A 26418-nucleotide genomic window follows, 5' to 3' on the forward strand; every position below is an offset into this window, starting at 1 on the left:
CAGCCCCAACGAATACGAACGCCGACACCACACCGCTAAACTCACGCTCGCCGCGTGATCAATAACCGCGTGCCCACCTTCACGGGGGAAGGCCCGCGCTCTCAACCAGCAAGGCTGACCACGACCTGGCACCTCCCAAGTCACCGCGGGAAGCATCCTGGCTGCCCATGGCCCAGGGCAAGAAGCGGGAGGTACCCCCACCCCGACCTGAAGGCCGGGGCATCCTCGGAGGAACCCGGTGAATCCCTCGTTCCAGCGATCCCGCTACACCTGTTGCAATCGCTACAGTGAGCCGTACCGGCGCTGAGCTGTGCGAACGCTCCATATGTACGCCAATGCCACACGGGCAGCCCCAGAGAAGCCCCTGTGCCAGTGGTGCATGGCCCCCGTCCAGGAGAACTGGGGCTCCGCCGTCCGCTTCACCAGCACCCGCCCATAGGCGCCTGCTGCGACACAGCCGGCAGTCGGGCCGTACATGTCGGCGGCCGCTGCGCCGCCGACAGACGAGGCGCCCGTCCCCGCGACCAAGCACGCCGACTCCACTGCGGGCGGGCGGGCCCGCGGGCGCTGCAAGCCCGACAGCCACCTGCGCATCCTCGACTGACACCAACCAGAGCCGATGCCACCTCCCCGTTCAGCGGCAAGGCCTCGCCGCGCTCGGGCCTGCGACTGCTCCTAGGCTGAAGGCCTCGGGGCTTGTCACGGAGGTCTCCTATGCCCCGAACCATCTGGTCCGGCGCCATCTCATTCGGCCTGGTCACCGTGCCGATCCACGTGGTCAGTGCCCGGGAGGACCACAGCATCCACTTCCACCAGGTGCATCTGGAGGACATGGGCCGGGTGCGGAGCCGCAAGATCTGCGAGCTCGAGGACCGTGAGGTCGCGCAGTCCGAGATCGGCAAGGGCTACCAGTGGGGCAAGGACACGATCATTCCGGTGCTCGACGAGGAGTTGCGGGAGATTCCGCTGCCCACGGCGAAAGCCATCGAGATCGAGGCGTTCGTGCCCCTGGAGTCCATCGACCCGATCCAGATCGGGGAGGGCTACTACCTGGAGCCCGACGGTCAGGTGGCGGCCAAGCCCTACACGCTCCTGAGGCGGGCCCTGGAGCGCTCATCGAAGGTGGCCGTGGCGAAGTACGCCTGGAGCGGCCGTGAGCGCCTGGGCCTGCTTCGGGTCCGCGACAACGTCATCGTTCTGCACGCGATGCGCTGGTCCGACGAGATCCGCGACCCCGGCGAGCTGAAACCGGACGAGGTGGAGCTCACCGATGACGAGATCGCCCAGGCGGAGCAGCTCATCGACCGGCTGACCCGCGACGACCTTCAAGGTGAGGAGTTCACCGACCGGTACACGGAAGCGGTGGAGCAGCTCATCGACGCCAAACGGGAGAACCGCGAACCGCCCAGGGCTGAGGAGCCCGAGGCGCCGGCGCAAGTCGTCGACCTGATGGCCGCGCTCAAGGAGTCCGTGGCCAAGGCCCGCGAGTCCCGAGGAGAAGACGCCACCGTCCACGACCTGCCCAAGAAGAAGACCGCAGCCAAAAAGACGACGACCACAAAGACGGCAAAGAAGCAGCCCGCCAAGAAAGCAGCCAAGAAGACGACAGCACGCAAACCGCGGCGCAGCGCCTGAACCTGCTCACTGCTCGGTCTCCAGCAGCGTCTCGCTAGCTTGGGCTGGCCCGCGTGGGCGCGCGAGCAGGCCGCCACTGCCTGGCGCGCCCGGGCAGTTGTTCGTCAAGCTCACAACAAGAACGTGATCATGAGGCAGGCTGTCGGAATGTCCCAATCGTCGCCGCCGTGGGCCAGCGATCCCTGCGGTTCGCCGGTTCGGAGCGAACAACAGTCTCTTTCTGGCATTCGGCACCGCGCGTCACAGACCGGCGTGTCGCCAAGGCTGCGCGCCGCACGGGCTAAAGCCAACGTGCGGCGTCCTTGCACGGGAGGCACTCTGGAAGTGACCTGCCCGGACGCGGACGCCCGGCCTGCGGAACTGCTCTGCCCGCGCCGGAAGCGACGCATGGAAGGTGGCCATGGCACCGGATGACGCGCTGCTCGTCATCGACACAGCGGGTCTCATCGTCGGGTGGAGCCAGGAGGCCAGGTCTCTGTTCGAGCGTGGCACGTGCCTCACCATCGGCCGTCCCGTCGTGGAGCTGTTGCCCGCAGCATGGACCCTGGCTGGCGCCGGGCCCAGCGGCCGTTCTGCCACGATGGCGGCGATCCCTGGGCTCGTGGTGCGGCCCGTGACGTTGCGTGATGGCCGCTCGGGTTGGGGCGTCCACCTGCTCCGCTCGGAGGACGAGGATGCACGGGATCAGGCATTGCTGAAGGCGTTGTTCACCCAGTCGCCCATCGGGATGCAAGTGCTGGATCCCGATCTGCGCGTTCTGCGGGTGAACACAGCGGCATCGGGGATGAGCGCATCCGAGCCCGCAGACGTGCTCGGCCGCCGCCTCATCGACGTGCTCCAGCTGTCCGACCCTGAAGAGGTTGTGGCGATGGTGCACGACGTGCTCGCCACCGGCCAACCCGCGCTGGACAGGCTCGTACGCAGCCGCCCACCCAACGACCCCGCTCACGAGCACGTGTACTCCGCCTCCGTGTTCCGGCTCCAAGACGCCGACGGCCGGGTGCTGGGCGTATCCACGGCGGTGGTGGACGTCACCGTCCGCGAGCGGGTCCTCGCCCGCGCCCGCGTCCTCAACGAGGTGCGAGAACGGATGGGGCATACGCTCGAGCTGGACACCACCTGCGGCGAACTCGTCGACATCCTCGTCCCCGCCTTCGCCGACGCCGCGGAGGTCGACCTGTTCGACCCCGTGGTCCGGGGGGAAGACCCGCCGTCGGCACCCGTCGGACCCGGCATACCCCTGCGGCGGATGTCCTTCGCCTCGGCGGACCTTCAACAGAACTCACTGGGCAGCGGCACGGGCCCGTTCAGGTTTCCTGCAGCGTGGCTTCATGCCCTGACCGACACACGACCCCATCTGATCACATATCAGTCGGACGAAACCCCCGACCACCATCCACAGATGTTCCGCGCGCCACGCCCGCCGGGCTCACACTCTGCCATCGTCACCCCGATGACGCTGAGGAACGGCGTACTGGGAGTACTGAGTCTCTACCGTTCCCCCGACCGCGACCCGTTCGTGGACGAGGACCTCGACCTCGCGCTGGACGTCGCCGCACGAACCTCGCTGCACATCGACAACGCGCGCCGCTACGCCCGAGAACACACCATCGCCCTCACGCTCCAGCGCCGCCTCCTGACCCAGCTCCCAGCGCCGCAGGCAGCCGTGGAGAGCGCCCACTTCCACCATTCCGTCGATGCCGGCGGCGGCTGGTTCGACGTCTTTGCGCTGTCCGGCGCGCGCATCGCCCTCACCGTGGGCCGCGTCTCCGGCACAGGCATCCACGCCGCCATGGCGATGGGCCAGCTGCGCACCGCCATCCACACCCTGGCATCACTCGACCTGGAACCTGACGAACTGCTCGCCCGCCTCAACGGGACCGTGGCCCGACTTGCCGCCGAACGCGCCGGCCTGCCGACCAGCGACCCTCTGCGGAGCCAGGCACTGACCGCCGACTGCCTCTACGGGATCTACGATCCCCTGACCCTGAGCTGCACCATCGCCCTCGCCGGCGGTCCGCAACCGGTACTCGCCTACCCCCACGGGATTGCGGAGACAGCCGACGTTCCCGCCGCTCCCCCACTGGGCGGCGGCGAAGACACGTTCGCCAGCACCCGTCTGGAACTCCCCGAGGGAAGCATCATCGCTCTCTACACCGACACGTTCCTCCCCACGAGCGAGGCAGAAAGGAAGGCCGGCCAGGACCGTCTGCAGCAGATCCTCGCCCAATGCACGCACCCCCTGAGCGACCTGCGCGACGAGGCCGTGCACACCGTCCCAGCCCCCTCCCCCGGCACCGACGCGGTGCTGCTCCTCGTGCGGACCCAGACACTCCAACCCAGCCTCGTCGTCACCTGGGATCTACCGGCAGAGCCCGCGGCCATCGCCACCGCCCGAGCCCGCACGCGGCGTCAGCTGACCAAATGGAACCTCGACGAACTCTCGCTCACCACGGAGCTCATCGTCAGCGAACTGGCCACCAACGCCGTCCGCTACGGCACCCCTCCCATCACCCTCCGCCTGATCAATGGCGGCCGTACTCTCACCTTCGAGGTCAGCGACTCCAGCCCCGTCTCACCACACCTTCGCCATGCCCAGACCAGCGACGAGGGCGGACGCGGCCTTTTCATCTGCGCCGAACTCGCACAGAACTGGGGCGTCCGCTTCGGCGAGAGCAGCAAGACCATCTGGACGGAGCAGGAATGCCCCCGCCCGGCATAAGACACGCTCCCCCTCGCCTCCGAAGGCGTCCCTGCTTCTCCGCTTTCTCCGCCGCCCCCATCTGAAGACGATCTGGTGGCCGCCGCCCACCACTCCCTTGGTAAAGGCTCTCCTGCAGTTCTGACCGGCCGGGGTCGAGAACGGACCTGTAGGGGACGGGTCCGGGCCGCCTACCGAGGGGGCTGCGGCTTGCGATGCCTGCCGCTTCCGCTACCGAGAAACTTGGGGGCCAGCCCCTTGGGCTGCTCCGCCTCTCCAGCAGCCTCCGGGTACAGGAGGTGCTTCGCATCGTCCAAGTTCGCCGCGAACCCGTAGGGCTCCCAGGAGTGTCCATTCCACCGTTCGATGGCGCGCGGTGCGTCAGGGTTCACGTGCGCGCCTCTGGGGCCATTACCGGGAGCGATGGGGACGGCACGGAGTCGGCCGATCTTCGCGTCGCGGCGCTCGGCCCAATCCGACAGCGGTTCGTCATCCATCTGGCGTTCCTCACGGTGACGGTGGTTCTCCCGGAATGCTCAAGATCGTTCTTGCTCAATTGAGCAAGAACGATCTTGAGAGGTTCTACTTCCAGTTGTGCTCTACCAGCGTTCCCGCGTCATCGAGGTAGCCGCGCAGTCCGGCCTCGGGGTACTCGATGAGGTCTTCGGGCAGGTCGTGCACGGTGAACCATTCGAGGGCCATGCACTTCGCCGGCTCCCGGTTGACGGGAGTGCCGGTCCACTGGGTGGCCTCGAAGAAGAAGCCGATGCGGCTGATCTCCTTGCTCTGCTGGTGGTGCACGACCTGGACGAGCCGCAGGTGCGCGGGGTCGACCTCGAGGCCGGTCTCCTCGGACAGCTCCCGCGCCGCGCCGTGGCTGAGTTCCTCACCCTGGTCGAGCTTTCCTGACGGCATGTGCCAACGCCCGTGCCCGTATGGACCGCCTCGCTGGGAAAAGGGATCTTGTCGCCGTCGCGGACGATCACGTGGGTGTCGATGACGGGCTGTGCGGGTTCGCTACTTCGCTACTCATGATTCCCGAGGGGGTGGGAGGGCCTGTGAGAGCACCGACGGTAGCCGTCGGTCCGTGATCGCATCAGCAATTCGGCCGGCTACCCCCGATGGAGTGGTGGTCGACGAATCAAGTCGCTGTACATCGACACCGCGCTCTTCGAGGGCCGCCGCGGCCTCTTCATAGAAGGGCAGCTCCTTGGCTGGCCCGGTGCAACGCGGCGATCGTCGTCGCCTTCCCGACGCCCTTATAGCCACCGGAGTCACCCCCTCACAGTGTCGCCCGCTCCAGCGGGTCCTCACTGCGCGCCAGTTCACGGCGGACGCGCATGAAGGGGCGGGGGCGGTCGACCGCGCGCACCGCTGTCGTCCGGCCGGCACGCTCGCAGACGGCGAGGAAGCCGCCCTCGGCCGGTCCGCCGTCCTCGAGGGCTCCCTCGACGATCCGGACAGTGTCCGATTCCTGTCGTCGGCCCGCGAACTGCCGTCGACGGTGACGAAGAATCCACGGGTCACGCAGCGGCCTCCGGGGTCGGCTGGTTCCGCTCGTGCTGCGCGCGAGAGCGGCGTCGAGCCGGTCCGGGGGCTGATGAAGCCCACCAGGAGCGGGGCCGTATCGGAGGTCAGCGCCGGTGCTGCCGGTGCATGTTCCAGACCCGGGCCGCGGCCTGCATCGGCTGCGCCCATTCGTCAGGGTGTTGTTCCGCGATGGAGTCCCACAAGCGCTGTTGAATGCGGGCGAAGACGTCAAGCCCGGCGGGCGGGGCGAGCTTCCACGCCGGATGCGCGGCGGCCACGTCTTCGGCCTGCTTCGCGGTGTGGCCGTAAGCCATCAGCCACAGTAGCCACAGCGCGGGGTCGATCCACGCCGCGCCGGTCGATGCCCACCCCCAGTCGACGAACAGGGCGCCTGCCTCCGTGACGAGGACGTTGTGCGGGTTCCACTCTGTATGAAGCAGGCTGGGTGGATTCAACTGGTCGTCGCAACACCCTGATCTCGGAGGTGTGCGACGTGGCTACGGCGGACTGGAGTTTGAAGACCAGCGATGCCCCGGCGGGGCGGCGTCGGCAGTGGCGCGCTGACCGTGCGTTGCGGCCGGCGATGCGTTCGCCGGGGCGGCCTGATCCGTCTCGGGTCGTGCAGCGCCAGTTCTGGCGACTGATCGCCACGGGGGTCACGACGGTGGAGGCGTCGTTGGCGGTCGGCGTGTCGTGGCCGGTGGGTGCGAGGTGGTTTCGTCACGCTGGCGGCATGCCTCCGATCTCGTTGGCCGAGCCCTCGGGCCGGTACCTCACGTTCGAAGAGCGCGAGGAGATCGCGATCCTCATGGCGATGAGTAAGGGCGTGCGTGAGATCGCCCGCGCCCTGGGGCGAGACCCGGGCAGCAAAGAGCCAACCCCATCGGCATCTGTCACTGTCGCACCGTCACCGGGTCGACGTCTCCAACGATGGCATTGACGCGAAGAAACTCGCCGCGGCCTTCAGGATCTCGTTGGCCCGCTTCAGTTCGGCGTTCTCCTTCTTCAACGCCTTGAGCTGGGCGGACTCCTCCGTCGTCGTCCCCGGACGTGTCCCCGCATCGATCTCGTGCTGCTTCACCCAGTTCCGCAGCGTCTCGCGGGAGCCGATGCCGAGCTTCTCGGCCACCGCCTGCAGGGCGGCCGTCTCGTTCGGGTAGTCGTCGCCTACCTCGGCGACCATGCGCACCGCGCGACGGCGGAGCTCAAGCGGGTATCGGGAAGGTCGTGCCATGACTCGATCCTTTCATGAAATCGAGTCTCCATTCGAACCGGGGCGGTTCAGTCTTCTGGTGGCTGCCGCGGTCGGCCGAGGCTGGCCGCTGAAGGGGGACCGAACAACGGTTGGACGTCCCAGGGTCGGCACACAGCGACTCAACCGAATGTCAATTCTCCGAGGGAATCCGGGCGGCAATCTCACGGACCAACCGGTCGGCCTCGGCGGACACTGCCCCCCTTCTCACACGACCATGAGCAGCAGGCGGAGCACGTCGTGCGCCTCCTCGAGCTTGTGGCCGGGCGACCGCCTGGGGAACGGCCGGGCCCTACGGCCCGGCTCCAACAGGCGAACGACTGCAGGTCGGTGCCGTCACATTCCCCGCGGTGGCCCGTACCGGGTCTCCGGGCGCTCTCCCAGGTCCATGGGCAGCGCCCGCAGAGCTACGGGCCCGGGGTAGAAGGCAGAACCTCCCGGTCCTGTCACTTCTTCGCCAATGAGCCAGAGGTAGAGCCACTGCGCGAATGTGAACGAGTATTCGAAGAACTCTCCCTCGCCGTTCTCGACGAAAAGCAAGCCCGCACCACCATTCCCGGTGGGCGCATAAAAGATCGTCTCTCCTCGGTCGGTGCTCGCGATTGGAATGAGACCGTCCGGGCCGCCGAAGACCAAGTAAGTCAGTCCAAGCGAGTGTCGAGGATCACCTTCGATCTCCCTCCCAGCCCAATCGATCCGCGACCAGTCCTGCGCCGTACTATGCATCCACTCACCGAGATTGAATCGCTCGGTAGCCGGATGGCTCAGATACAGATGGCCGTTGATATGGACGGGAGCGTAGGCGTCGACGATCACTTTATAGTCGGCCGGGAGCGGGACCCCCAGATCACCTTCAAGCCTGAGCCAAGCCTGGGGGTCCCGGTACCGCTGCGACGGCTCACCGAGCATTTGCAGCACGCGGTCAAGATGGTTTTCCCTCATACCGGTCAACGCCTTCTACAGTCGGCGCTGCCGCGGGTGGTCCCCCCAGTAGGCAATTGAGTGATCACACAGTGTTTCATGGTTCCGTCTTCCACAATTCCGTAGTTGTATTCAATTTCCGTGGGGATGCCACTACCGCTGTTCCCGTAATGCGGTGTCACAGAGATCTCCAGGTGTTTGCCTGATTTGATGGCATCCCTGATATCTGCCTCTACCGTGTAATTAATGTATGGGGTGTTCGTTTTTTCGTACTCTGCGACCAAATTCCGCAGATCGATCCCGGACCCGCTCGCTGCAGCGGGGATCAGGTGACCATTAGCAGCCTTGTGCCCCTGATGCTCGATCTCTCTCATCCCGGGAGGCTGCGTGGAGTCGTTGGTGTTGGTCCCTGCTAGCTTCCGGCCCTTGTTGTAGTCGCTGTAGTCGAGCAGGCCGTACACTCCGGTCGCTCGGCACTGGTCGCTCTGCTCAAAAGTGTCGTAGTAGCGCTCACGAGGCAAGTACACCGCGTGTCCCGTCGCGCTCACGCCGGGGCCGACATCGCACCGATTGTCATCTCGTGTGCGGCCGTTGTTCTTTCCTCCGGGGTTGTTCGTCGGCACAGGCAGGGTTTCCAGGCTGTCGCCCGGCCTGTAATCGTCATCGTCGCTGAGGTCCAGCATCCTAAGGGCGCCGAAAATCAGCTGCCAGCCGTCGCCGGGCTTGTAGCCCCCGTTCTTGGGATCCCAATCCACCTTCGGTGCCGGTCGAGTGGGTGCGGGTTCGGGGTTCTTGCCGTTGTTGGGGTTCTGGTCGATCGGAGGCCGCGGCGGAACGACGACGTGTGGCACGGTGCCGGCACTGCTGCATGCGTATACGCAGCTGCGGATGCCCGATCCGGTGTCGACGAGTGCGGAGCTCCCCTGCCAACCGAAGTTGTCGGCCTGCGCAGCGATCCCGCCCGCGGAACCCGCGAAGGGGTTGGGGAAGGAGTAGGAGCCGCCGTAACTGCCTGTCGTCGTTCCTCCTGTCGACCGTGTTGCCTGGTCGATGACAGTGAGGAGGCCGCCGATGGCCGCCGTGATCCCGAATCCCTTGCCCAGGGCTTGGCCAGCGCCCGCGCCACTCCAGCCGCCAGCCGCAAGTCCTCCTCCGGAATCACGATAGGTGATGTGCCCAGTCGGGTCTGTTCCGCGAAGGGGGCTGCTGCCTACGTAGTTGTAACGGTTGGCCTCTCCCGAGGGAACTGGGTCGAGTTGCCAAGTGTCGCGCGAGGTGAAGGAGCCGGTCCCTGGTTGGTACCAGCGGGCCGACATGTTGACGCCGCCGCTTGTGGGGTCGGTCCAGCCGGACTGGTAGCCGAGGGCAGGAGTGGTGCCGGTGGCAGCGGTCTCCATACCAAAGGGGGCGTAGGAGGTCGAGCCGCTGACTTGCGTGGCGTCGGTGGTGAGGCCGGCGACGAGGTCGGTGTGCTGGTCGGTCAGGGCCCACTGCTTGGTAGTTCCGGTGGACAAAGAGAGCAGGCTGCCGTCGGGGGTGCGGTTGTACTTTGTGGTGCCGTCGTTGGCGAGGTTGTTGGAGCCCCCGTCGTAGGTAAATGTTGTACTGCCGCGTTGTTGAATTCTGTCGAGCGAGTCGTAGGCGTACGTCGTACTGCCGTCGCCGATCTTGCGGTCGAAGGCATCGTAGGTCGTGCTGGGTGCGCTGCCAGCTGAGGAGGCGGTCAGTGTGCCCCGTGCACTGTAGGTGAACTGTGATGTGCCGTCCGTCAGTTGCCGGTTTCGGGCGTCGAACGTCGCGGAAACGGAACCGGCCTTCGTGCGGTTACCGGCGGCATCCCATTCGTACGATGTCGCGCTGCCATCCTTCGTCCAGGCTTTCAAACGCTCGGCGTAGTCGTAGCTGTAGGTGTTGTTGCCGGCTCCTGTCGTGCCCGTTGTCTTCTTGGAGGTCAGGTTGTCATCAAGGTCGTAGCCGTATGTGATCGAGGCAGTGGTGACAGTGCCGTCGGGGCTGGTGACGTTGTCGCTCTCGAGACGGCCAAGGTTGTCATAGGCGTAGGTGCGCTTGGCTGTAACGGTGGAGGCTGTGGTGCCGTACTGCGCGAGGCTCAAGCGTCCGGCGGCATCGAAGTCGTACCAGATGCCGTTGTTGGTGATGGAGTCCCATGCCCAGTCGATGCGTCCGGCGCTGTCGTAGCCGTAGTTGGTGGTACCCGCCGTCGTCTGGCGCAGTGTCATTTTGCCATCAGCGTTGTAGGCGTAGCTCGAGGCACCGGTCGGCCCGTCTGCGGTCAACAGCTGGCCACGGTCGTTGTACGTAAAGGTGTTGCGGGTCAACCCATCAGCTGTGCCGGCTGAAGTGAGATGCCCTGCAAGGTCGTACGCCAAGGACCGGTCGGTGGTCTCGGCCTCCGCGCCGGTTCCGGTCTCGTGCGTGAGGCGGCCGAGGGCGTCGTAGGTGCGATCGCGCTCAATCCCGCCAGGCAGCAGATCGGTGACTGCCTGTCCGGCCTGGTCGTACAGGGTCGTCCAGGTGCGATCCGCGGTTGCGGGGTGTGCTGTGGTGGAAGGCTCCACGGTGGATTCGGGCAAGGCCCAGCTGTTGAAGGTGTAGACGGTCTTGTTGCCGCGTCCGTCGGTGAGTCGAGTGCGGTTGCCAGCTGCGTCGTAGCCGAAGGTGGTCGTGATCGACTCGCTGCCAGAGACCGGTTCGACCTGTGTCGTCATATGCCCCAGTGCGTCGTAGGCGAAGGTGGTACGCGCATTGGTCTGGGGAGAGATGACGGCCGTGCGGTTGCCATCAGCGTCGAACTCAGCGGCTGCCGTACGAAGAGCGGTAGTACCGGTGCCGTAGTCGGTGGTGGCCGTGACGTTGCCCAGCGCGTCGTAGGCGGTAGTCGTTCGGAGATTTGTAGCGTCGATGCTCTCGACTCGGCGGCCGAGGCCGTCGTAGCTCTGCCGTGTTGTGCCGGAGGGGCTGGTGAGGGTGTTGACCTCGCCTGCCGGGTTGAAGGTGCCCGTTGTGGTGTTGCCACCTGGGGTCGTTGATGCGGTCTGATTGTTCGCATCGTCCCAGGTGTAACGGCTGGTCAGGTTGGTGGGGCTGGGATAGCGCTCGACCGTGGTCGCGGTGAGCTGTCGGCCGAGCTCGTCGTAGGTGGCTTCGGTTCGGGCGCCTGTCGGGTCGGTGACTGCGAGCTGAAGTCCGGTGGGGGTCCATGCGGTGCGGGTGACGCCGCCGCCGTCGATGCTCGTGGCGGGGCCGAGGAGCAGGTCTGGATCGCTGTTCGTCAGCAGGGCGGTAGCGGCGTCGGCGGCGGGGTCTGTCTTGGTGGTCTGCTGGCCGAACTGGTCATAGCCGTAGCGGGTGATGTGGCCCAGCGGATCGGTGACGGTCTGTGGAAGCCCGAGCGGGCTGTAGCTGGTCCGGACGGTAGCGGACAGCGCAGCTGTGGCCCCTGGTGGGGTGTAGTCCGGCAGTGTTACAGCGACCGGCCGACCCAGCCGGTCGGTCTCTGTGCGAGTGATCTTCCCGCGGGGGTCCTTTGTTTCGGTGGCCTCGCCGAAGGCGTTGTAGCCGGTCAGCGTTGCCGGCTTGGCCGGGGCGGGTGTGGCCCCGTTCTCTTCGACCTGCATCGACGGCGCGGTCTCCTGCACGGGCCGGCCGAGCGCGTCGTACCGGTATGTCGTGGTGTAGGCGGACGGATCGGCACCGGTTACATTGCCGCGGGGGCTGACTTTAGTCAGGGGCAGGCTGCGGTCGTCGTAGGTGGCTGTGGTGGTGTGGGTGCTGGTGCCGTCGGTGATCGTCTGCTTGGTGACGTTGCCGGCCGGGTCGTATTCGGCTGTTGTTGTGAGCTTCTTGGTGCTGGTGATCGACTGCGTCTGTTCCTTGACTCGGTCGTCGTCGTCGTAGGTGAAGGTGTTGGTGCGGTTGAGGCCGTCGGGGTCCAGGACACTGGTCTTGGTGCGTCCGAGGGCATCCACGGTGAACGTCTGTGTGGCCGTGCCTCCGCCGGTAACCTGCTTGGCCGACTGTCCTGCGGGGTTGTAGGTGTTGGATTCCAGCACGATGTCGTGCTTGGTGCCGTCGGGCTGTGTCACCTGTTGGGCGGTGGTGGTGGCGGCCAGCCCGTCGTCGAAGTAGGTGTATGCGGTGGTGGCGCCCATGGCGTCGCTCGTGGAGGCGAGACGGCCGGCGGGATCGTAGGCATTGGACACCACGGTGAGGTCTCTTGTGGTGCCCGAAGGGTCGCCCGTCCAGTTGTTGAGGACGGTTGAGGCGTGCTGGCCGCGCGCCGTGTAGGTATAGGTGAAGTGGGTGCCTGCGGGGTCCGTCATGCCGGTGACGCGGCCCAGCTCGTCGTGTTCGAGCGTGGTGGTGTTCTGTTCGGCATCGGTGACGCTGTCGTTCAGGCCGTACGCGTTGTAGTGGTACGTGGCGCCGCGTTCGGGGTCGCCACCGGTGGTGTCCTTCGTCGACTCGGTCAGCATGTTGCCGTCGTCGTCGTAGGCGCGGGTGATTTGAGCGGTGTGAGTGGTGCCGGTGATTTCGTTCTTCACGGCTGCCCCGGTCTCGGTCACGAGGTGGGACGCCTTGTCGTAGCCGTAACTTGTAACCACGCCGCTCGGGACGGTATCGGAGACTTGGTTCTCGGACTTCTTGCGGCCCAGGCCGTCGTAGGTGTACGAGGTGACCAGCCCGGACGGTGCAGTGGCCTCCGCCATGTCGCCGTTGGCGTAGTACCGGTAGGACGTCCTTGCGCCGCCTGGCGTGGTCTGGGATGCCGCGAGGCCGGCTGGGGTCGTGCCGCCCCCGACCGCAGTCTCGGTACCAGCGGTGTACACGGTGGAGGCTGTGCTGTTGTCCGGACGGATTGTCGTGGTGGGCAGGCCCAGGCTGTTGTAGGAGTACGCGATACGGAACCGGTCGTCCTTGTAGTCGGTCGACCGCTGGTCGCGGTAGGTGAGTGGCTTGTCGTTGCGCGGATCCAGAGGGTCGCTGGCGTTGAGGTAGTACGAGGTGAAGCTCGTCCAGCACGAGTCGGCATCCTGGCAGGTCGTGCTGGACACGGCGTTGCCGCGTGCGTCGTGGCCCGTAACGGTGGTGTGGCCGTTCGGGTCGGTGACCGTGTGGAGGTTTCCGGCGTTGTCGTAGGCGTAGTCGGTGACCGCGCCGGATTCGTCGGTATGCGAGACCACACGCTGGCCATGCAGGGCGTCGTAGCTGGTGCTGCTCGTCTTCTGCCTGGGGTCGGTGACCGTCACGGTTGATGTCAGGCCGGAATCAGCGCCCTCGGCCTGGGCACGATAGTGAGCAGAGACCTGGTCGGCGGTCAGGGCACTTCGGTACAGAGCGACTTCGTCCAGATCACCTTGGAAGTAGTAGGTGTCCGAGGCGAGACCCATCCAACCTGAGCTTGCGTAGCCGCCACCAACGTAGGCGTAGGGACGCGACTGATCGACGATCGTGCCGGCAAGCGAGCCGACCTTGACCCCGTCGAGGTAGAGGGTCTGTGACGTGCTGGATCCGGAGAGCGCGACGTGATGCCACTCGTTGTCCGTGACAGTCTGCGTGGACACGATCGGTGTGGCACCTGAGACGCCGGACAGATAGAACTCGCCGCGGAGTTTGCCCGATCCGTCGATGTTCAGCGCAGGCCGCCAGGAGGTTGGCGTCTGGCCGATCGGCGCGTTCTGAAAACTCATCAGTACGGCGGACGCGGTGGAGGTACGGAACCACATCTCGGTCGACAGGTCAGTCGCGCCGGCGAGAACAGTGCCAGGGATTTGGATGTGACCGCTGTTGCCGAGGTGTACCGCGCGGTTGTCACCTGGCCCGAACACACCCGTTTGGTCCAGGGCGGACTGGTACACAGTGCCGCTGTCGCGGTGGAAGGTCGCGTCGAGGTCCGGGCCGCCGACCTCGCTGTGGAGGTCGGTGTCGTCGGCCTCGCCGATCCGCCAGTACGCGGCTGGAGCGTCCGCGATGACCACTCCCTGGTACTGATCGCCCGTGCCGCTGACCAGGGCTCTGCGTGCCTGGATGTGGCGGTTGGCCGTGTCTGTGTAGCCGGAGTACCGGGCGAACCACGGATAGGTCCAGGTGCTGCCGGTCTTGATGAAGGAAACCAGCGGCTTGTCGTAGAAGGCCGCTTCGTCGATCTGGCCGGTGAAGTTGCGGTAGCCGGACGGCTGGGAGTCCCAGCCAGGGGAGGAGTAGCCGCCGCCGATGAGGACGTGTGAATGGCGCACGGTCTCGACGCCGTCGCTCGACTGACTCTGATACTCGCCGTCCAGGAACAGAGCCTGGGCGCCCTCGTTCCCGGTCAGCAGGACGTGATGCCATTTGTCGTCGGTGACCGCGCCCTTGGACAAGATGCTGCTGGCGGTGGGCGCGAACCTTCCACGCAGTTTGCCGTCCGCATCAATCAGCAGCATCGGCCGCCAGCTGGTTGGCGTATCTCCGAATTCGGCATTCTGATTGGTAACCAACACTCCTGGATCCGTCGTCTTGAACCACAGCTCAACCGACATCGCAGTGGCAGTCCCCAGCGACTCGACCGGGACGTCGACTGCGCCCTTGCCGGTGAAGGTCGCAGCGGTATCGTCCCCGTCCGCGAAGATTCCGGCACCCCCCAAGCGGACGCCGTCCACATAGCTGCCGGCGAGGTCATCACTCAGTGGGCTGACTGCTTCGGCGCCACTGCGGTCGCCCAGCCGCCAGTATCCCGTCGGTCCGCTGCGCTGGATGACGTCCGCGTACGAGGAGGACGCCGTCGAGTATGTGGGCGCCGAGACTTTCCAGGTCCCGCCGTTCTCATCGGTGTGCTGGGTCAGACGCCCGCTGATCGGGTCATAGACAGCGGTGGCGTGTACTCGCCCGGAGGGCAAAGTGACGCTGGTCATCTGGCCGACTGCAGGCCGTGCGGCGTAGTGCTCAGAGACTGTGGCAGCGTCCAGGGTGTGGTTGTAGACGGCCACTTCGTCCATCTGACCCTTGAAGCGGTATTCCGCGTTCGCAAGCCCCATCCAGCCCGTGCTTCCGTAGCCGGCGCCGAGGTAGGCATAGTCACGGGATTGGTCCGTGATGGCGCCATCCAGTGACCCGACCTTGGCGCCGTCCAGGTAGAGGGTCTGGGCGGTGGCACCGGCGGAGAGTACCGCGTGATGCCAGGAACCGTCCGTCACCGTCTGCGACGACACGATGGGCGTCGCTCCTGAGACACCAGCCAGATAGAACTCGCCGCGGAGCTTGCCCGATCCGTCGATGTTCAGCACCGGCCGCCACGAAGCAGGCTTGTCGCCCAGTTCGGTGTCCTGGAAGCCCAGGAGAACACCGGAAGGCGTACTGGTCTTGAACCACAACTCGACCGTCGGGAACGCAGCGGCCTTTAGGGTGCTTGCGGGCAGCTCCACCACGGAGTCCGTGCCATCAAAAGTGGCCGACGTGTCGGCCGTTCCGGAGATCGCCGAGCTAGTGCCCAACTGGACGTCCCGGTAGACGGCCTCGTTCAGGCCAGTACGCGAGGCGGCCTCGCTCGACGCCTTGGAACCCTCGCTCTCGCCCAGGCGCCAGTACGAGGTGGGAGCGGCGTCGAGCACACCACTGGGGTAGACGGAGCCGTCGTCATAGTTGTACACCGTGCACTTGGTGGTCGACGACGGCGGACATACGGTGGCCAGCTGGCCACTGGTGTAGGTGTAGTTCCAGGTCAGACCGGGTGTGCTGGCATCAATAGCACTTGTGGTCACCGTATCGACGTGTCCACCGGCCCAGGTGAAGGCCAAAGAGCGCCCCGACAGATCGTCGGTCACCTTCTTAACCGGGCCGCCTGTCGCGGTGTCGTGGGTGATCGTCTGTCCCCTGCCAGCCACGTCTGTTATGCGGGTCAGCACCCCATCCGACAGGAAGCGATAGGTGGAGCCGGATCGCTCGCGCAGCGTCCAGCTGTCCGTCTGACGAGTCAAGGTGAGGGAACCGCTGGCAGGACCAGCGTAGGTTCCGTCGGTGTTCTTCCCAAAGCGGACCTGGGATCCTTCCGCCAGGGTCACGAGAACCGTCGAGGTATCGGTCTCCTCTCGCAGACGCATGTCCCAGCGAGTCGTCCAGCCGGTACCAAAGGCGCCGTCACGGCGGGGATCGAGAGAGTTGTACGTTCGGGTGAGCGACAGCTCGGGACCCACAGTGGAGATGGCCGCATCTGTGGCCGCAGTGACGTAGTTGCCTGCCCTCGCACCGATTTCCTTGCCGTCGTCCGCGCCACCGAGGTGGCTGGTGACGGCTGGTTGCGGAACCTGCGTGGTCAGCAGCGACGGGCCCGGTTGGACGGAGGTCGCGTCACCGTCATAGACGTAGGCATACCAGGCATAGGACTTCCCCCAGCTCAGCCAGCCGGACGGCACGGCCCACTGCTGTTCGCTGCTGCGAGCACCCTTCTTGCAGTTCTTGCGCAGGTTGTTGCCCTCGACCTCGCAGACCTCGAAGGTGTATTGCAGCGCCGTCTTCGGGTAGCTGTCCGAGTCCGTCCCCTTCGCCCACAGCGTCGGGGTCAGGGAGTCTGCGGTGACACCGCTGCCGGGCGACTCGGCAGTGAGCTGCGGTGGGATGTTCACCGAGGCGATCTTGATAGCCGGTCCCTCGACGCCGGCTGTGGTGAAGCGGCTGATGCCGTAGTCGTCCATCGTCCACTGCACGGTGTACGTGGCGGGAGTTAGCGGCGCAATCTTAGCGTCCAAGGTGACACTCTCACCTGGAGCGACGGCCTCTGGCATTTCCGTCCATGCGATCTTGGAACTGTCGGTGATCTCCGTGCCCTTGGAGTCATACAGGTTGTAGCGCAGCTTGTAGTTGCCGCTCTTAGGCCACGTCTCCTGCCCGCGGTTGGTGACGGTGACCTTCTCCACGCCCTGGGTTGTGGCGGTCACCGGCGCGGTGAAGTCGCCAAGTTTGTAGGTCGCACCGTATTTCGTCCACGTAACGTCCAGGCTCGGCTTCCCGTTCGGGTAGTCGTCCGACCCGAACTGCTTCCATCCCTTGGAATCCGTACTGGACGCCTTCACCGCCAGGCCGTAGTTCTTCTTCCGGCCGTGTGTCCAGTCGTCAACCAGCTTGCGCCCCGCGGTGCCCAGATTGATGCCCTCCCAGGCCGGCCCGCATGACCAGGTCTCTGTGCCTTCAGGACGCCAGCCGTGCGCGAAACTCTTCGACGCCAGCGACGCGCCGGTGGCGGGGCCGGGGTAGTTGGTCGTCGTGGACTCCGACCAGTTCGAGGTGATCGGGTGCACTGTCACCGGACGTGCCGTGCATGACTGCGAGAAAGTGTTGTACATGGCCAGGCTGGCATTCACCACCCAGGCGTTCTTCAGGGTGGTCTCCACACCCGTGAAGCGCAGGAACGCTGCGGCCTTGTGACTGCCTCCGTCATACGTGCCGACCTTCAGCACGGTGTCCGTGGCGAAGTTCTGGTTGTAGGGGTACTCCACGTACGTGCCCGAGGTGGCATCGAACGACTTGACTGACGGATCGACCCGCACGGGGAAAACCCGCTCCGGGGCGCTGAGCCAATCCGCGTCAAGCTTCATCGTCACGACCTGGCGCCCGTTCTCCTCAGTCAGGGTGTAGGTGACACCCGAAGAGACAGCACCTTCCTGGGAGCCATCGAGAGAAGCGGAATCCTGCATCCATCCGGCAGGCATCCATGCGCGCACCGTGCCGTCCGCTTCGGTGAACACGATGCCGCCATCACCGTCGGTCTGCGCGGTCAGGCCCTGCAGGTCCAGGGGGAATCGCCACTCGACGGGGGCGTCCTTGCCCTTAAGGACCACCGTCTCCTTCACCGAGGAGCCACCTGCGACGAGTTCAAGGTCGGAGCTGTCACGCAGATCCGGGTAAGTGACCGTACTGCCGTCGGCCCGTCCGCTGACCGCGCTCGCACCATCCACCGTGTACCCGACAGACAGCCCGTTACCCAACCCCATCTGCACCAGCGGATCAGCATCAGCGGTGTCCGCGAAGGAGATCGGAGACTGCGTCGCCTCCGTTTCCCAGCCCGGATCTTGCACGCTCATGGTCCGTGCACCGCCCGCCCCGTCGGCGTCCTTCGACCGCACCAGCGTGGTGTCGATAGCCTTCCAGCTGCCGCCCTTGGCCCGGAAGTTGACCGGTTCGTCGTAGAAGCGAGTCGTGAAGCTTCCGTCATCGTTGAGATAGGTGCGCTGCCGCGCCTTGCGCTTGGTCTTCAGCTCCTTGCTGTGCTCGGCACTGAAGGCCTTGAGGGCGGCCGCATCGGGCGCCGCGACGCGCTTCACAGGACCAGGCTTCGGGGTCTTCGCAGCACTGGCCAGGCGCACGGGATGTGATCCCCCGGCGGCGGGCAGCTCCCCACGCCCCTTCAACGGGCTGGCGTGTCCACCCTTCGCAGACGCATCCGTGGCATCCGCCGACGCGGTGTGGCGCCGCCCCGAAGCAGAGCCCCACCGCTGGTCCGGGGCCCTGGCGCTCCCCGCCGCCGGTCCGTCAGCGGCCAACGCAACCTGCTGCGTCCCGGCCAACACGGACATGGCCAAGGCAACAGCAACAACAAGCGGACGCGCTGGACGCACAGATTCCCCCACCTCAAACGATCAAGACAGGGGCAAGTTTTAAGCGTTTTCACGAAGAGTTCACAAGATCTCGCAAGGCTCCAAACATCTGAAGTGACATTAGTCATAAGCCATTTGATAACAACTCGCCCAAAGAACACGCGAAGGAGTCGGCACGAGCCGCCGAGCGGAACGTGTGAGACGGGCGTGTTTCGCGTGCAGAGTGAGGCTTCGCTTTTATCCCTGTGAGTGTCGGATCGCAGGTCTTGCGGCTGTTTTGACTGCGGGATGGCGGGTTGCTGGACCTCGTCGGGTGCCTTGTGGACGGCCTGCGGAGCGTCCGCAGGGTTGCGGCGGCTTGGCCGGTGTTCCCACTGCTGCCTGAACGTGACGAAATCGTCGGCGGACGCGGCCGGGTGTGAGCTGGGTCTGCGGCAAAGGCTGTTCCCAGGGCAGCCGATGGTCGGCCACCAGGGAGCGGGCGAGGCGGAGTTGGGTGTAAGTGCGTTGTGGCAAAGGGAGTCCCTGTTCGATGAGCAGGGGCTTCTTCGTGTGCGGGGCATGATCGCAGAGAGGTAGGGGCAGGCAGCGGACGGCTTGTTGTGGATCGAGGAGGGTGCGATGCCGTCGGTGCTGGGGTTGATGGAACAGCGTGAGGCGCGGGCGAGGCAGGATCTGGAGTCCTGGACGGAGGTCCTGGAGCAGGCTCAGGCAGAGGTGGATGCCGCGCGGGAGCGAGTCGAGCGGGCCCGGGTGGGGCGTGAGGAACTCGTGTCGGTGCTGGCTGAGGAGAGCCCGGTGAATACGCCGGTTTCCCTGCCGTCTGGTGGTCAGATGGCTGCCGCCGTGGGATCGAGCGGCTTGGGCGCGGGCCATGGCGAGCGGCCGCCGGTGTGGCGGTCGGGCATGGGCGAGGAGGTGCTCAGCGGCCTCTATCGGGAGGTGTTCGCCGCGGTGGTGGCCGCTCCGGGGCCGGTGAACGGAGTGGAGCTGACGCGGGCGGTGGGCCGGGAAGCGGAGATCAAGAACGAGGTGGAGAAAATCCGGCACCGTGCCTATGCGCTGGAGAAGCGGGGCTGGCTGGTGCGGGCGACGGACGGACGGTTCATGCCCGCGCCTGGAGCAGTCGGCCGGGACGCTTCTCCGGCCAGCGCGGAGCGTCTGCGGCCAGGCGCCGGGACAGCCTGATCGTGGCGGCCCACCACACCATCTGCTGGTGGTGGTCGGGGCGGCGTTCGTGGTCGCGGTTGAGGCGGCGTGAGCGGGAGAGCCAGCTCAGCGTTCGCTCCACCACCCACCTGCGGGCCAGTACGACAAATCCGCGCCGGCCGTCGGATCGGCGCACGACCTCGATCCGCACCCCGTGGCGGGCAAATGCCTTCGCCAGCGCCGGACCCTGGTAGGCACTGTCGACCCACACCAGTTTCAGCAGCCGGCCCGGCTGGTCCATGAACGTCTCCAGCAGTGCGGGGGCGGCCTTGGAGTCGTGCACATCGGCCGTGGTCACGGTGACCTCCAGGAGCAGGCCCTCGGTGTCGGTCAGGATGTGACGCTTGCGCCCGTCGCGTGACTTGCCGCCGTCGTATCCGCGACTGTCCTCGCCGACGGTCTCGGAGGCGTCCACCGACTGACTGTCGATGATTCCCGCACTGGGCTCGGCGTTGCGGCCTGCGCGTTCCCTCGCCGAACGTCAGCAGGCGTTCGTACAGCTCACGCACGTAGTCGCAGGACCGCCAGCGGCGGAAGAAGTCGTAGACCGCCCGCCAGTAGGAAATCGACCGGCATGGCCATCCACTTCACGCCGTTGTCGACGAGGTAGCGCACTGCATCGAGCATCTCGCGGTACATACAACACCCAGTGCTGCGGGGAATGCGGCGTAGCACAGGCAGGGGATGCGCGAACGCTGGCAATCGTTGTGGGAGCGTCAGATGGCTGCCATTTTGCTTGCTGTCGGGCGTGGTCGGCTTCGGTTGGGGCAGCCGTGCGAGGCCGCCCCAACCGAGGGCCCGCGGGCGCGGGTTAGGAGTAGTCGCCGTGTCCGGCCCGGCGCAGGATGTCGCGTTCCCGGCCGGTCTGGGTGTCGAGTGAGTCCTCGTGGTCGATGACCTGGGTGTCGCCGGCCGGCCGGGCTCGTACCTCGGCTCCGTAAGCGTCGGTCGCATGCACCAGGAGGGCATCCTGGTGGGCGGCGGGCCAGCTTTGGATCAGGTAGGACTCCACGATGTCGTCCGCGGTCTGGTCGACAGCTGTGTCCCTGCCGAGCGCGTGGACGCGTAGCCGGTAGGGGCCCGGGCCCTGGGATGCCAGGGAGGGCAGATCGGCGGGGTCGTCCATCATGGGCTTGACCAGCACTTCCCCGGACGGGGAATGGCATGGCATCTCAGCGATCTCTTCCCAGCCCGGAGCGGGGTCGGGTCGCTGGGAGTGCGTTTCGACCGTGACGCGGACGTTGCCGGTGTGGATCCCGGTCGCCACCTCGATGACGCCGCCGACAGCGGAGACGAGCCCGTTGTGGGTTGCGTCGAGGTCGTCGGCCACGGGGCCTTGGAGGTCCGTGATCTGGAAGAGGTGGTACTCGGCGCGTACCAGGGCTGTTGCTCGGGCTGGCTCATCGTTCACGGGGTTTGTCTTCCGGTCTCGTCCGCCTGGGGTCTACCTGATCCATACCAGGAACCGGTCTCCGTCGAGGACGCGGCTGTAGGTGTAGAAGCCGTTGAGCGCCCTGCCCGCATCTGTGTTCTGCGTGGCGTTGATCATCCGGCGGCTGAATGGGCCGCCGCTGTACCGGGCGCCCTGCCACGTGCTGGCGAAGGGGTACTCGTCGCACGATTTGCCCGAGGGGCGGGGCAGGCTGCTGGGGCAGGCTTTCCTGCGGTTCTCGGTGATCTTCGAGCCGTTGGTGAGTCGCGTCAGGTAGTTCGTCGTACCGTATTTGCCCGGCAGGCCGGTGGCCTGGGCGTCCTTGATGTGCTTGGCGAGCTCCGGCCACGGCCCTGTCAAGCTGTAGCTGATCACCGGAACGGCCTGGGTGTTCACGCAGCCGACCTGACGAGGGGCACCGGGCATGTCGTTGTCGCAGCGGACATCGACGGTGGGCAGCTTCGTGGCGCCTGACGGCGCGACCCATTCCGGGTTGCTGAACCGCCAGGACGCGGTGCTCCTGCCGGTCCCCCTCTGCTTGGCGGCAGCTGTGTTGATGGTGGTGTTCATGAAGAACTGCCCGTAGGGCTCGGCGCGCGAATTGATCGCCTGTGCAGGGAAGTCTTTGTGGGTGACTTTGCACTTGCCTGTGCAGGAGGCGCTGCCGTACACCTTGGTGCCGGTCACCGCGCGTCCCCACCGGGACACCTCCAGCATCTGGGTCTGATAGGCCCAAGTCTTGGAGTCCCGGGCGGAGAAGGAGTAGCCGATGACGAGGTACTTGATGCCACCGATCCGGCTACCGGTGCGCACATCGATGGCGTTGACCTCGGCGCGCCAGATGCCGCAGCCGCGGAGGCGTTCGATGTACCACGTCGAATCCACGCCCTCGTCGCGGCACCACTTCGGTTCTTTCCACGGGGACCTGGCCGCCGCGGCGGAGGCGTCAGAACCGTCTTCTGGTGTTGAGTTCGGCGTGGTGTCGTCCGTCGTCTCCTGGAGGGAGGCTTCCTGGTCGGCGGCCTGTCCGGCGTCTGGAACGGCGGCCAGGACAGCCGATTCGGTGGTTGAGGTGTCGGCAGGGGTGTCGCCTCGCGACAGGGCAGCACGTTCCTCGGAACTGATCTCGCCCGCCGGTTCCAGAGGCGTCGCGCAGGCCGTGTACTGGGCTTCGGGAGTCTGTGCGGCAGCCTTCACCTGGTCATCGCACGCGGCCTTCGGGTCGGTCTCCAGTCCGATAGGCTGTCCGTCCTCGGAAGTTGCCGGCGCTGCCGCGGGGTTGCGGACTGTGCCTTCGTTGCCCAGAGCGATGTCCTCTGCCGAGGGTGCGGTCTCCGGGTCGCTGTCGGTCTCGTCCGGTGCGGGTGACGGGTCATCGGTGACTGGATCGGTGGCGACTACGCCCGTGGTCAGGGAGGTGTCCGGAGTTGCTCCGGAGTCGTCCGCCGCCTGAGCACTGCTCAGACAGCTACCCAGCAGCCCTAGCGTGACGGCAGTCGTGGACAGCAGTTTTCTCAATCTCAAGTTATGCCCCCTGTGTTGGTCGCAGCAGCGGGGCTCGCAGCGGTCAACTTGCGTTCACCCCCGCCGCTTTCACGTCATCCAAACACAGCCACCACACAGACTGCATACCAATATGGACGTTTTCAGTCACAGTTGGACGCGCTTCCGTGGAGAGCAGCTGTTGGCCCGCCCACGGAGCACGAAGCTACTCACCCGCCTGGAATCCTGGCGGCAGGCTGGGCCTACGTGCTGGCTCAGCGGCTCACACAGCGCAGGCGAGTGCCTCGGCGTCGGCAGGCCTCCCGTACCGCTATATCGAGGGAATGTTCACCTGGATCGAACGCCTGGTGACGGTCAGGCCACGAGTGTCACGACCCTGTGATCAGGGGCGGACAGGCCCCCGGGGGAGCCGCCTGGCGGTGCATGATCGCGTCTCCGAGTCGCTGAAGGGAGACTTCATATGCTCACCAAATTCCGGGGCGCTTTGGCTGCCGTCGTCATGGCCGGCGCGCTGCTGGCGCCGGTGGCTACGGCCACCGATGCTGCGGCCGCGTCGTGCGCCCGGCACACGACGGGGGTCTGCAAGGCGAACTCGCCTCACCCGCGCGGGGCAATGGCGAAGTGCAAGGACGGCACCTACTCTTATAGCGCCCACTTCCGTGGCACCTGCTCCCACCACCGTGGCGTGAAGTACTGGTATCGGTAGAAAAGCGGGCGTCGCCCCCTAACCGTCGGGGGCGACGCCTAGATTCATGCTCAGAAGGGCGCTTTCGGCTGACAGGGCTCACCTGGCGGGTCTGCCCTCTGGGTGGCCGTCGATCCAGGACAGGCCGCCCATGTCCAGCCGCTGGCGAGTGCGTGTGACGGCTACATAGGCGAGGCGGGCCTCGCCGTCCTCGATCGGTCCGGGGACAGCCTGCCCGTTGTCGTCCCGTTGGTCGCTGTCCTTCGGCGGGGTGAAGTCGTCCGCGATCCTCACACGGTCCCATTCGCGCCCTTTGGCCTTATGGGCGGTCGAGACGATCACCTCGGCCGACTGTTCGGGGACGAACTGGGCGACCGCGTCGAGGATGGCTTCGGCGCCGTGGGTGTCGACGAGGTCGACCAGCGGCTGCAGGTCGCGTCCCGCTGGGTCGTGGGAGGCGTAGTCCTGCAGTTCTCCCCAGGTGGCAAAGAGGACGAGCTCGGGGTGGGTGGTGCGACGGCCGTTCTTGAGGTCGCGGGCGGCCAGCGCCAGGGCGCGCAGGCTGTCGCCTCCCCCGACCACCCCGACTCGTTGGCCGGCGGCGAGGAGGTTCATCGCCTGTGCCATGGCGCCGACGTTGGTGCGGCACAGAACCGCGTCGGGCAGGGCAACGGGGCCCAGGTCGGTGGGCACGGTCTCGGTACCAGTGAGACGGATCGGGGCGTCGGCGATGGCCAGCCACCGGTTGGCTTCCTCTGCGAGCTGAGGGCCGAAGCGGAAGGACTGGGACAGGGCGAGCTGGGTGCCGTCGAAGCCGGTCATGACGTCTTTGGCGCCGCGCCAGTCGTAGATGGCCTGTGCGGAGTCGCCGACCATGACCAGCTGGGCGTGGCTGCGTTGGGCGAGGAAGATCTGTTCGACGACGGGGTTGGTGTCCTGGGCCTCGTCGAGCAGGAGGAAGTCGGTGTCGATTTTCGGGCTCGTGAGGGCCCAGATTTTCAGGTAGTGGTCGTGGTCGAAGCGGACTGCACCGTCGTCCGGGTGTTGGAGGTCGCCCCACGCTTTGTGGGCGAAAGGGACGATATGGGTGGCGAGTTGGGTGTGCAGGGCGTGGTCTTCCAGGCCGCGCAGGCGTGGGACGTGGTGGTGGGTGATGGCGGTATCAGCGGTGTGGCAGAAGCGGGCCACGGTGCGTAGGGCGGCGTTGGAGAGGGTCTTTTGTGACAGGTCGCGTTCGCCGATGCGGATGGCTTTGGTGATGCCGAGGGCGTGTCCGGTCTGCCAGGCGGGGCGGCGGGGTGAGTTCAGGCGGCGGGTATAGCGGTGGCCAATGGCGGCGTAGGCCAGGGCGTGGGCGGTCTTGCATCTGACGGTGGGCGGGAAGCGGGCAGTGGCATCTTGAGCGATGGCCCGGTTGTATGCGAGGTAGCGACCGCGGCGCCGGGTGGCGCGGGCGAGTTGGGCGAGGGTGGTGGTTTTGCCGGTGCCTGCCCCGGCTTGCAGGGCCAGGTGCTCGCCGGCGTGGAAGGCGTCGGCTGCGGCTTGCTGTTCGTCGGTGGGGTTTAGCACGGCACGGCTCCGCAGGTGTGGGTGAGGATGCGCCCGAGGGATGCCAGGAGATGGGTCGGGGTGGTTCCGGTTAGCAGGTGCTGGAGTACGTGGTCGAGGCGGTCGGCTTCCTCGTCGGCGTGTTGGGCCAGGGCCCGGTGGATAGCCCCTTGCACGAAGAGGTGTAGTGGCTGACCCGTGTGTTCGGCGGCGGCGTCGAGGGCGGCATGTGCGGTGGGCGGGAAGCCGACGTTGAGCAGGATCTGCCCGTGTCGGTCGGGGTAGTGCGTGGTGATCACGTCGATGGGGAGCCGTCCGCCCATCTGGTGGCGCAGTTGGTTGAGGGCTTTGGCCGGGGTTTTGGCGCGTACGAGGGCCAGGAGGCGGGTGGCGTCGTGGTTGGCTGCGAGCGGCATCGTGCGGGCGGCCTGGCGGAGTTGGGCCAGCGGGAGGGCTCTGGTCAGGGTGATGTCCAGGGCGTGGTGCGGCATGGTCATGCCCGCTCGCGGTAGGCGGGCGAGGTGTGGGGCAGGCGGGTGTGGAGGTGGGCCGCGTGCAGGATGGGGTCAAAGACCTCCCATCCGGCCGGCGCGAGATCTGCGGCGCCGGGGGTTGCGGCATGGGCGGGGCAGCGCTGGGTGCGCCAGCGCAGCTGCTCGGCATAGGGCAGCCGGCTGAGGTCGTAGACGGCCATGAGCGTTGCCGGCAGGGCGAGTTGGCCACGCTGCGGGCTGGCGGGCAGTAGTGCCCATACGCCTCGGGGGCTGGTGGGATCGAGCACGCGGTGGGGGCAGCGGTGGCGCTGGCAGGTCTGGGCCACGCACCGGATGGCTCCGAGGGGTGCGTCGGCGAGGTAGCGGCCTAGCAGTAGCTGTACGACGGGCCGGGCGGGGTGGTCGCTGCCTGCGGGTGGCTCGCAGGCGGCGGGAGGGGTGGGGGTGAACTGGCCTGTGTCGATCAGACGGCGGGTGCGGACGGCGAGTTGGCGGCGCAGGGCTTCGATGTACGGGCCGGTCTGCACGGTGGGGGTGCGTTCTGGGCAGAGCGCATGGTGCGGGATGCGGCACCAGGGGCTGCCGTCGCCCTGGGGATAGGCGATGCCGCCGCTCAGGTGCCAGCGGCAAGGGGCGGGGATCTGGGAGGCGTCCAGTTCCGCGGGGTGCAGGGCGATGGGTTGCTGGTCGGCACACTGGTACCGGTCGATGCGGTGGCCGCACTGGCGGCAGCGGCTGCTCTGGCCGGTACGCAGCAGGCGGCTCGGACTGGTGGCGGTCACCCGCAGTGGGCGCCGGGGGTGTGTGGTGCGTGGGCTGCCGTCCCAGTGGCAGCTGGCGGAGGCGGTGTTGGGGTGCATGGCGGGACCGTGCCAGGCGACACCCCACGATTGCGGAGAAGGCCGGGCCGGGGTCGCCCGTA

The 26418-nt window shown here is 66.5% G+C and carries 17 protein-coding genes and 2 pseudogenes; 5 read left to right on the plus strand and 14 right to left on the minus strand.

Annotated elements, in window-relative coordinates; genetic code table 11:
• Positions 1 to 714 precede the first annotated feature (714 nt).
• Together ku and ACZ4N5_RS40235 are read left to right on the plus strand one after the other, a co-directional pair.
• Positions 715 to 1635 carry a non-homologous end joining protein Ku gene (ku, locus tag ACZ4N5_RS40230; protein ID WP_467761929.1) on the plus strand — a complete coding sequence of 307 codons (921 nt, stop codon included), beginning with the start codon at positions 715 to 717 and terminating at the stop codon, positions 1633 to 1635.
• 400 nt (positions 1636 to 2035) lie between these two features.
• The gene (locus tag ACZ4N5_RS40235; protein WP_467761930.1) at positions 2036 to 4357 is read left to right on the plus strand and encodes a SpoIIE family protein phosphatase; all 2322 of its coding nucleotides are present in this window, start codon (positions 2036 to 2038) and stop codon (positions 4355 to 4357) included.
• A gap of 170 nt (positions 4358 to 4527) precedes the next feature.
• On the opposite strand, the gene ACZ4N5_RS40240 is transcribed toward ACZ4N5_RS40235, so the two are convergent.
• The 3 genes from ACZ4N5_RS40240 to ACZ4N5_RS40250 form a co-directional block, all read right to left on the minus strand.
• Positions 4528 to 4833 (minus strand): DUF6087 family protein, encoded by a 306-nt coding sequence (locus ACZ4N5_RS40240; protein WP_467761931.1) that lies wholly within the window; start codon positions 4831 to 4833, stop codon positions 4528 to 4530.
• 85 nt (positions 4834 to 4918) lie between these two features.
• On the minus strand, positions 4919 to 5251 hold the full coding sequence (locus ACZ4N5_RS40245) for an NUDIX domain-containing protein (protein WP_467761932.1): 333 nt from the start codon (positions 5249 to 5251) through the stop codon (positions 4919 to 4921).
• Between the two features lie 719 nt (positions 5252 to 5970).
• On the minus strand, positions 5971 to 6321 hold the full coding sequence (locus ACZ4N5_RS40250) for a phosphotransferase (protein WP_467761933.1): 351 nt from the start codon (positions 6319 to 6321) through the stop codon (positions 5971 to 5973).
• 59 nt (positions 6322 to 6380) lie between these two features.
• Here ACZ4N5_RS40250 and ACZ4N5_RS40255 point away from each other — a divergent pair.
• A pseudogene (locus tag ACZ4N5_RS40255) lies at positions 6381 to 6734 on the plus strand (helix-turn-helix domain-containing protein); the annotation flags it as partial.
• Positions 6735 to 6812: 78 nt separating this feature from the next.
• On the opposite strand, the pseudogene ACZ4N5_RS40260 reads toward ACZ4N5_RS40255, so the two are convergent.
• The 4 genes and pseudogenes from ACZ4N5_RS40260 to ACZ4N5_RS40275 form a co-directional block, all read right to left on the minus strand.
• A pseudogene (locus tag ACZ4N5_RS40260) lies at positions 6813 to 7100 on the minus strand (transposase); the annotation flags it as partial.
• Positions 7101 to 7251: 151 nt separating this feature from the next.
• Positions 7252 to 7329 carry a DUF6417 family protein gene (locus ACZ4N5_RS40265; RefSeq protein WP_467761964.1) on the minus strand — a complete coding sequence of 26 codons (78 nt, stop codon included), beginning with the start codon at positions 7327 to 7329 and terminating at the stop codon, positions 7252 to 7254.
• A gap of 125 nt (positions 7330 to 7454) precedes the next feature.
• The gene (locus tag ACZ4N5_RS40270) at positions 7455 to 8060 is read right to left on the minus strand and encodes an SMI1/KNR4 family protein (protein ID WP_467761934.1); all 606 of its coding nucleotides are present in this window, start codon (positions 8058 to 8060) and stop codon (positions 7455 to 7457) included.
• A gap of 5 nt (positions 8061 to 8065) precedes the next feature.
• Positions 8066 to 18604, minus strand: coding sequence for a LamG-like jellyroll fold domain-containing protein (locus ACZ4N5_RS40275; protein WP_467761965.1), 10539 nt, complete (start codon positions 18602 to 18604; stop codon positions 8066 to 8068).
• A 642-nt stretch (positions 18605 to 19246) separates the two neighbouring features.
• On the opposite strand from ACZ4N5_RS40275, the gene ACZ4N5_RS40280 reads away from it, so the two are divergent.
• On the plus strand, positions 19247 to 19813 hold the full coding sequence (locus ACZ4N5_RS40280; protein ID WP_467761935.1) for a hypothetical protein: 567 nt from the start codon (positions 19247 to 19249) through the stop codon (positions 19811 to 19813).
• Here the strand turns inward: ACZ4N5_RS40280 and ACZ4N5_RS40285 are convergent.
• The 4 genes from ACZ4N5_RS40285 to ACZ4N5_RS40300 form a co-directional block, all read right to left on the minus strand.
• Complete coding sequence (locus tag ACZ4N5_RS40285) at positions 19731 to 20249, minus strand: transposase (protein WP_467761936.1); 519 nt, start codon at positions 20247 to 20249, stop codon at positions 19731 to 19733. The genes ACZ4N5_RS40280 and ACZ4N5_RS40285 overlap by 83 nt on opposite strands.
• An 86-nt stretch (positions 20250 to 20335) precedes the next feature.
• Positions 20336 to 20461, minus strand: coding sequence for a hypothetical protein (locus tag ACZ4N5_RS40290; RefSeq protein WP_467761937.1), 126 nt, complete (start codon positions 20459 to 20461; stop codon positions 20336 to 20338).
• A 184-nt stretch (positions 20462 to 20645) separates the two neighbouring features.
• Positions 20646 to 21245, minus strand: a complete 600-nt coding sequence (locus ACZ4N5_RS40295) for a hypothetical protein (protein WP_467761938.1) — start codon at positions 21243 to 21245, stop codon at positions 20646 to 20648.
• A gap of 33 nt (positions 21246 to 21278) precedes the next feature.
• Positions 21279 to 22790 (minus strand): NucA/NucB deoxyribonuclease domain-containing protein, encoded by a 1512-nt coding sequence (locus ACZ4N5_RS40300; protein WP_467761939.1) that lies wholly within the window; start codon positions 22788 to 22790, stop codon positions 21279 to 21281.
• 478 nt (positions 22791 to 23268) lie between these two features.
• Between ACZ4N5_RS40300 and ACZ4N5_RS40305 the strand changes: the two genes are divergently transcribed.
• Complete coding sequence (locus ACZ4N5_RS40305) at positions 23269 to 23475, plus strand: DUF3761 domain-containing protein (RefSeq protein WP_467761966.1); 207 nt, start codon at positions 23269 to 23271, stop codon at positions 23473 to 23475.
• Positions 23476 to 23553: 78 nt separating this feature from the next.
• Here the strand turns inward: ACZ4N5_RS40305 and ACZ4N5_RS40310 are convergent, their stop codons facing one another.
• Genes ACZ4N5_RS40310 through ACZ4N5_RS40320 form a run of 3 tightly spaced genes read right to left on the minus strand, consistent with a single transcriptional unit; the run spans position 23554 to position 26356 of the window.
• Entirely contained in the window at positions 23554 to 25023 is a 1470-nt protein-coding gene (locus ACZ4N5_RS40310) for a UvrD-helicase domain-containing protein (protein ID WP_467761940.1), read from the minus strand.
• Entirely contained in the window at positions 25017 to 25499 is a 483-nt protein-coding gene (locus ACZ4N5_RS40315; RefSeq protein ID WP_467761941.1) for a hypothetical protein, read from the minus strand. Before ACZ4N5_RS40315 ends, ACZ4N5_RS40310 begins: the two co-directional genes overlap by 7 nt.
• Complete coding sequence (locus ACZ4N5_RS40320) at positions 25496 to 26356, minus strand: DUF6083 domain-containing protein (protein WP_467761942.1); 861 nt, start codon at positions 26354 to 26356, stop codon at positions 25496 to 25498. Before ACZ4N5_RS40320 ends, ACZ4N5_RS40315 begins: the two co-directional genes overlap by 4 nt.
• Between the last annotated feature and the right edge of the window lie 62 nt (positions 26357 to 26418).

The organism is Streptomyces sp. NPDC026500 (assembly GCF_055567635.1).

Coding starts and splice junctions, on each gene's coding strand:
- ACZ4N5_RS40305 (WP_467761966.1), top strand. CDS start 23,269: ATGGCCGGCGCGCTGCTGGCGCCGGTGGCTACGGCCACCGATGCTGCG.
- ACZ4N5_RS40275 (WP_467761965.1), bottom strand. CDS start 18,604: ATGTCCGTGTTGGCCGGGACGCAGCAGGTTGCGTTGGCCGCTGACGGA.
- ACZ4N5_RS40270 (WP_467761934.1), bottom strand. CDS start 8,060: ATGAGGGAAAACCATCTTGACCGCGTGCTGCAAATGCTCGGTGAGCCG.
- ACZ4N5_RS40290 (WP_467761937.1), bottom strand. CDS start 20,461: ATGCTCGATGCAGTGCGCTACCTCGTCGACAACGGCGTGAAGTGGATG.
- ku (WP_467761929.1), top strand. CDS start 715: ATGCCCCGAACCATCTGGTCCGGCGCCATCTCATTCGGCCTGGTCACC.
- ACZ4N5_RS40240 (WP_467761931.1), bottom strand. CDS start 4,833: ATGGATGACGAACCGCTGTCGGATTGGGCCGAGCGCCGCGACGCGAAG.
- ACZ4N5_RS40280 (WP_467761935.1), top strand. CDS start 19,247: ATGCCGTCGGTGCTGGGGTTGATGGAACAGCGTGAGGCGCGGGCGAGG.
- ACZ4N5_RS40235 (WP_467761930.1), top strand. CDS start 2,036: ATGGCACCGGATGACGCGCTGCTCGTCATCGACACAGCGGGTCTCATC.
- ACZ4N5_RS40245 (WP_467761932.1), bottom strand. CDS start 5,251: ATGCCGTCAGGAAAGCTCGACCAGGGTGAGGAACTCAGCCACGGCGCG.
- ACZ4N5_RS40320 (WP_467761942.1), bottom strand. CDS start 26,356: ATGCACCCCAACACCGCCTCCGCCAGCTGCCACTGGGACGGCAGCCCA.
- ACZ4N5_RS40315 (WP_467761941.1), bottom strand. CDS start 25,499: ATGACCATGCCGCACCACGCCCTGGACATCACCCTGACCAGAGCCCTC.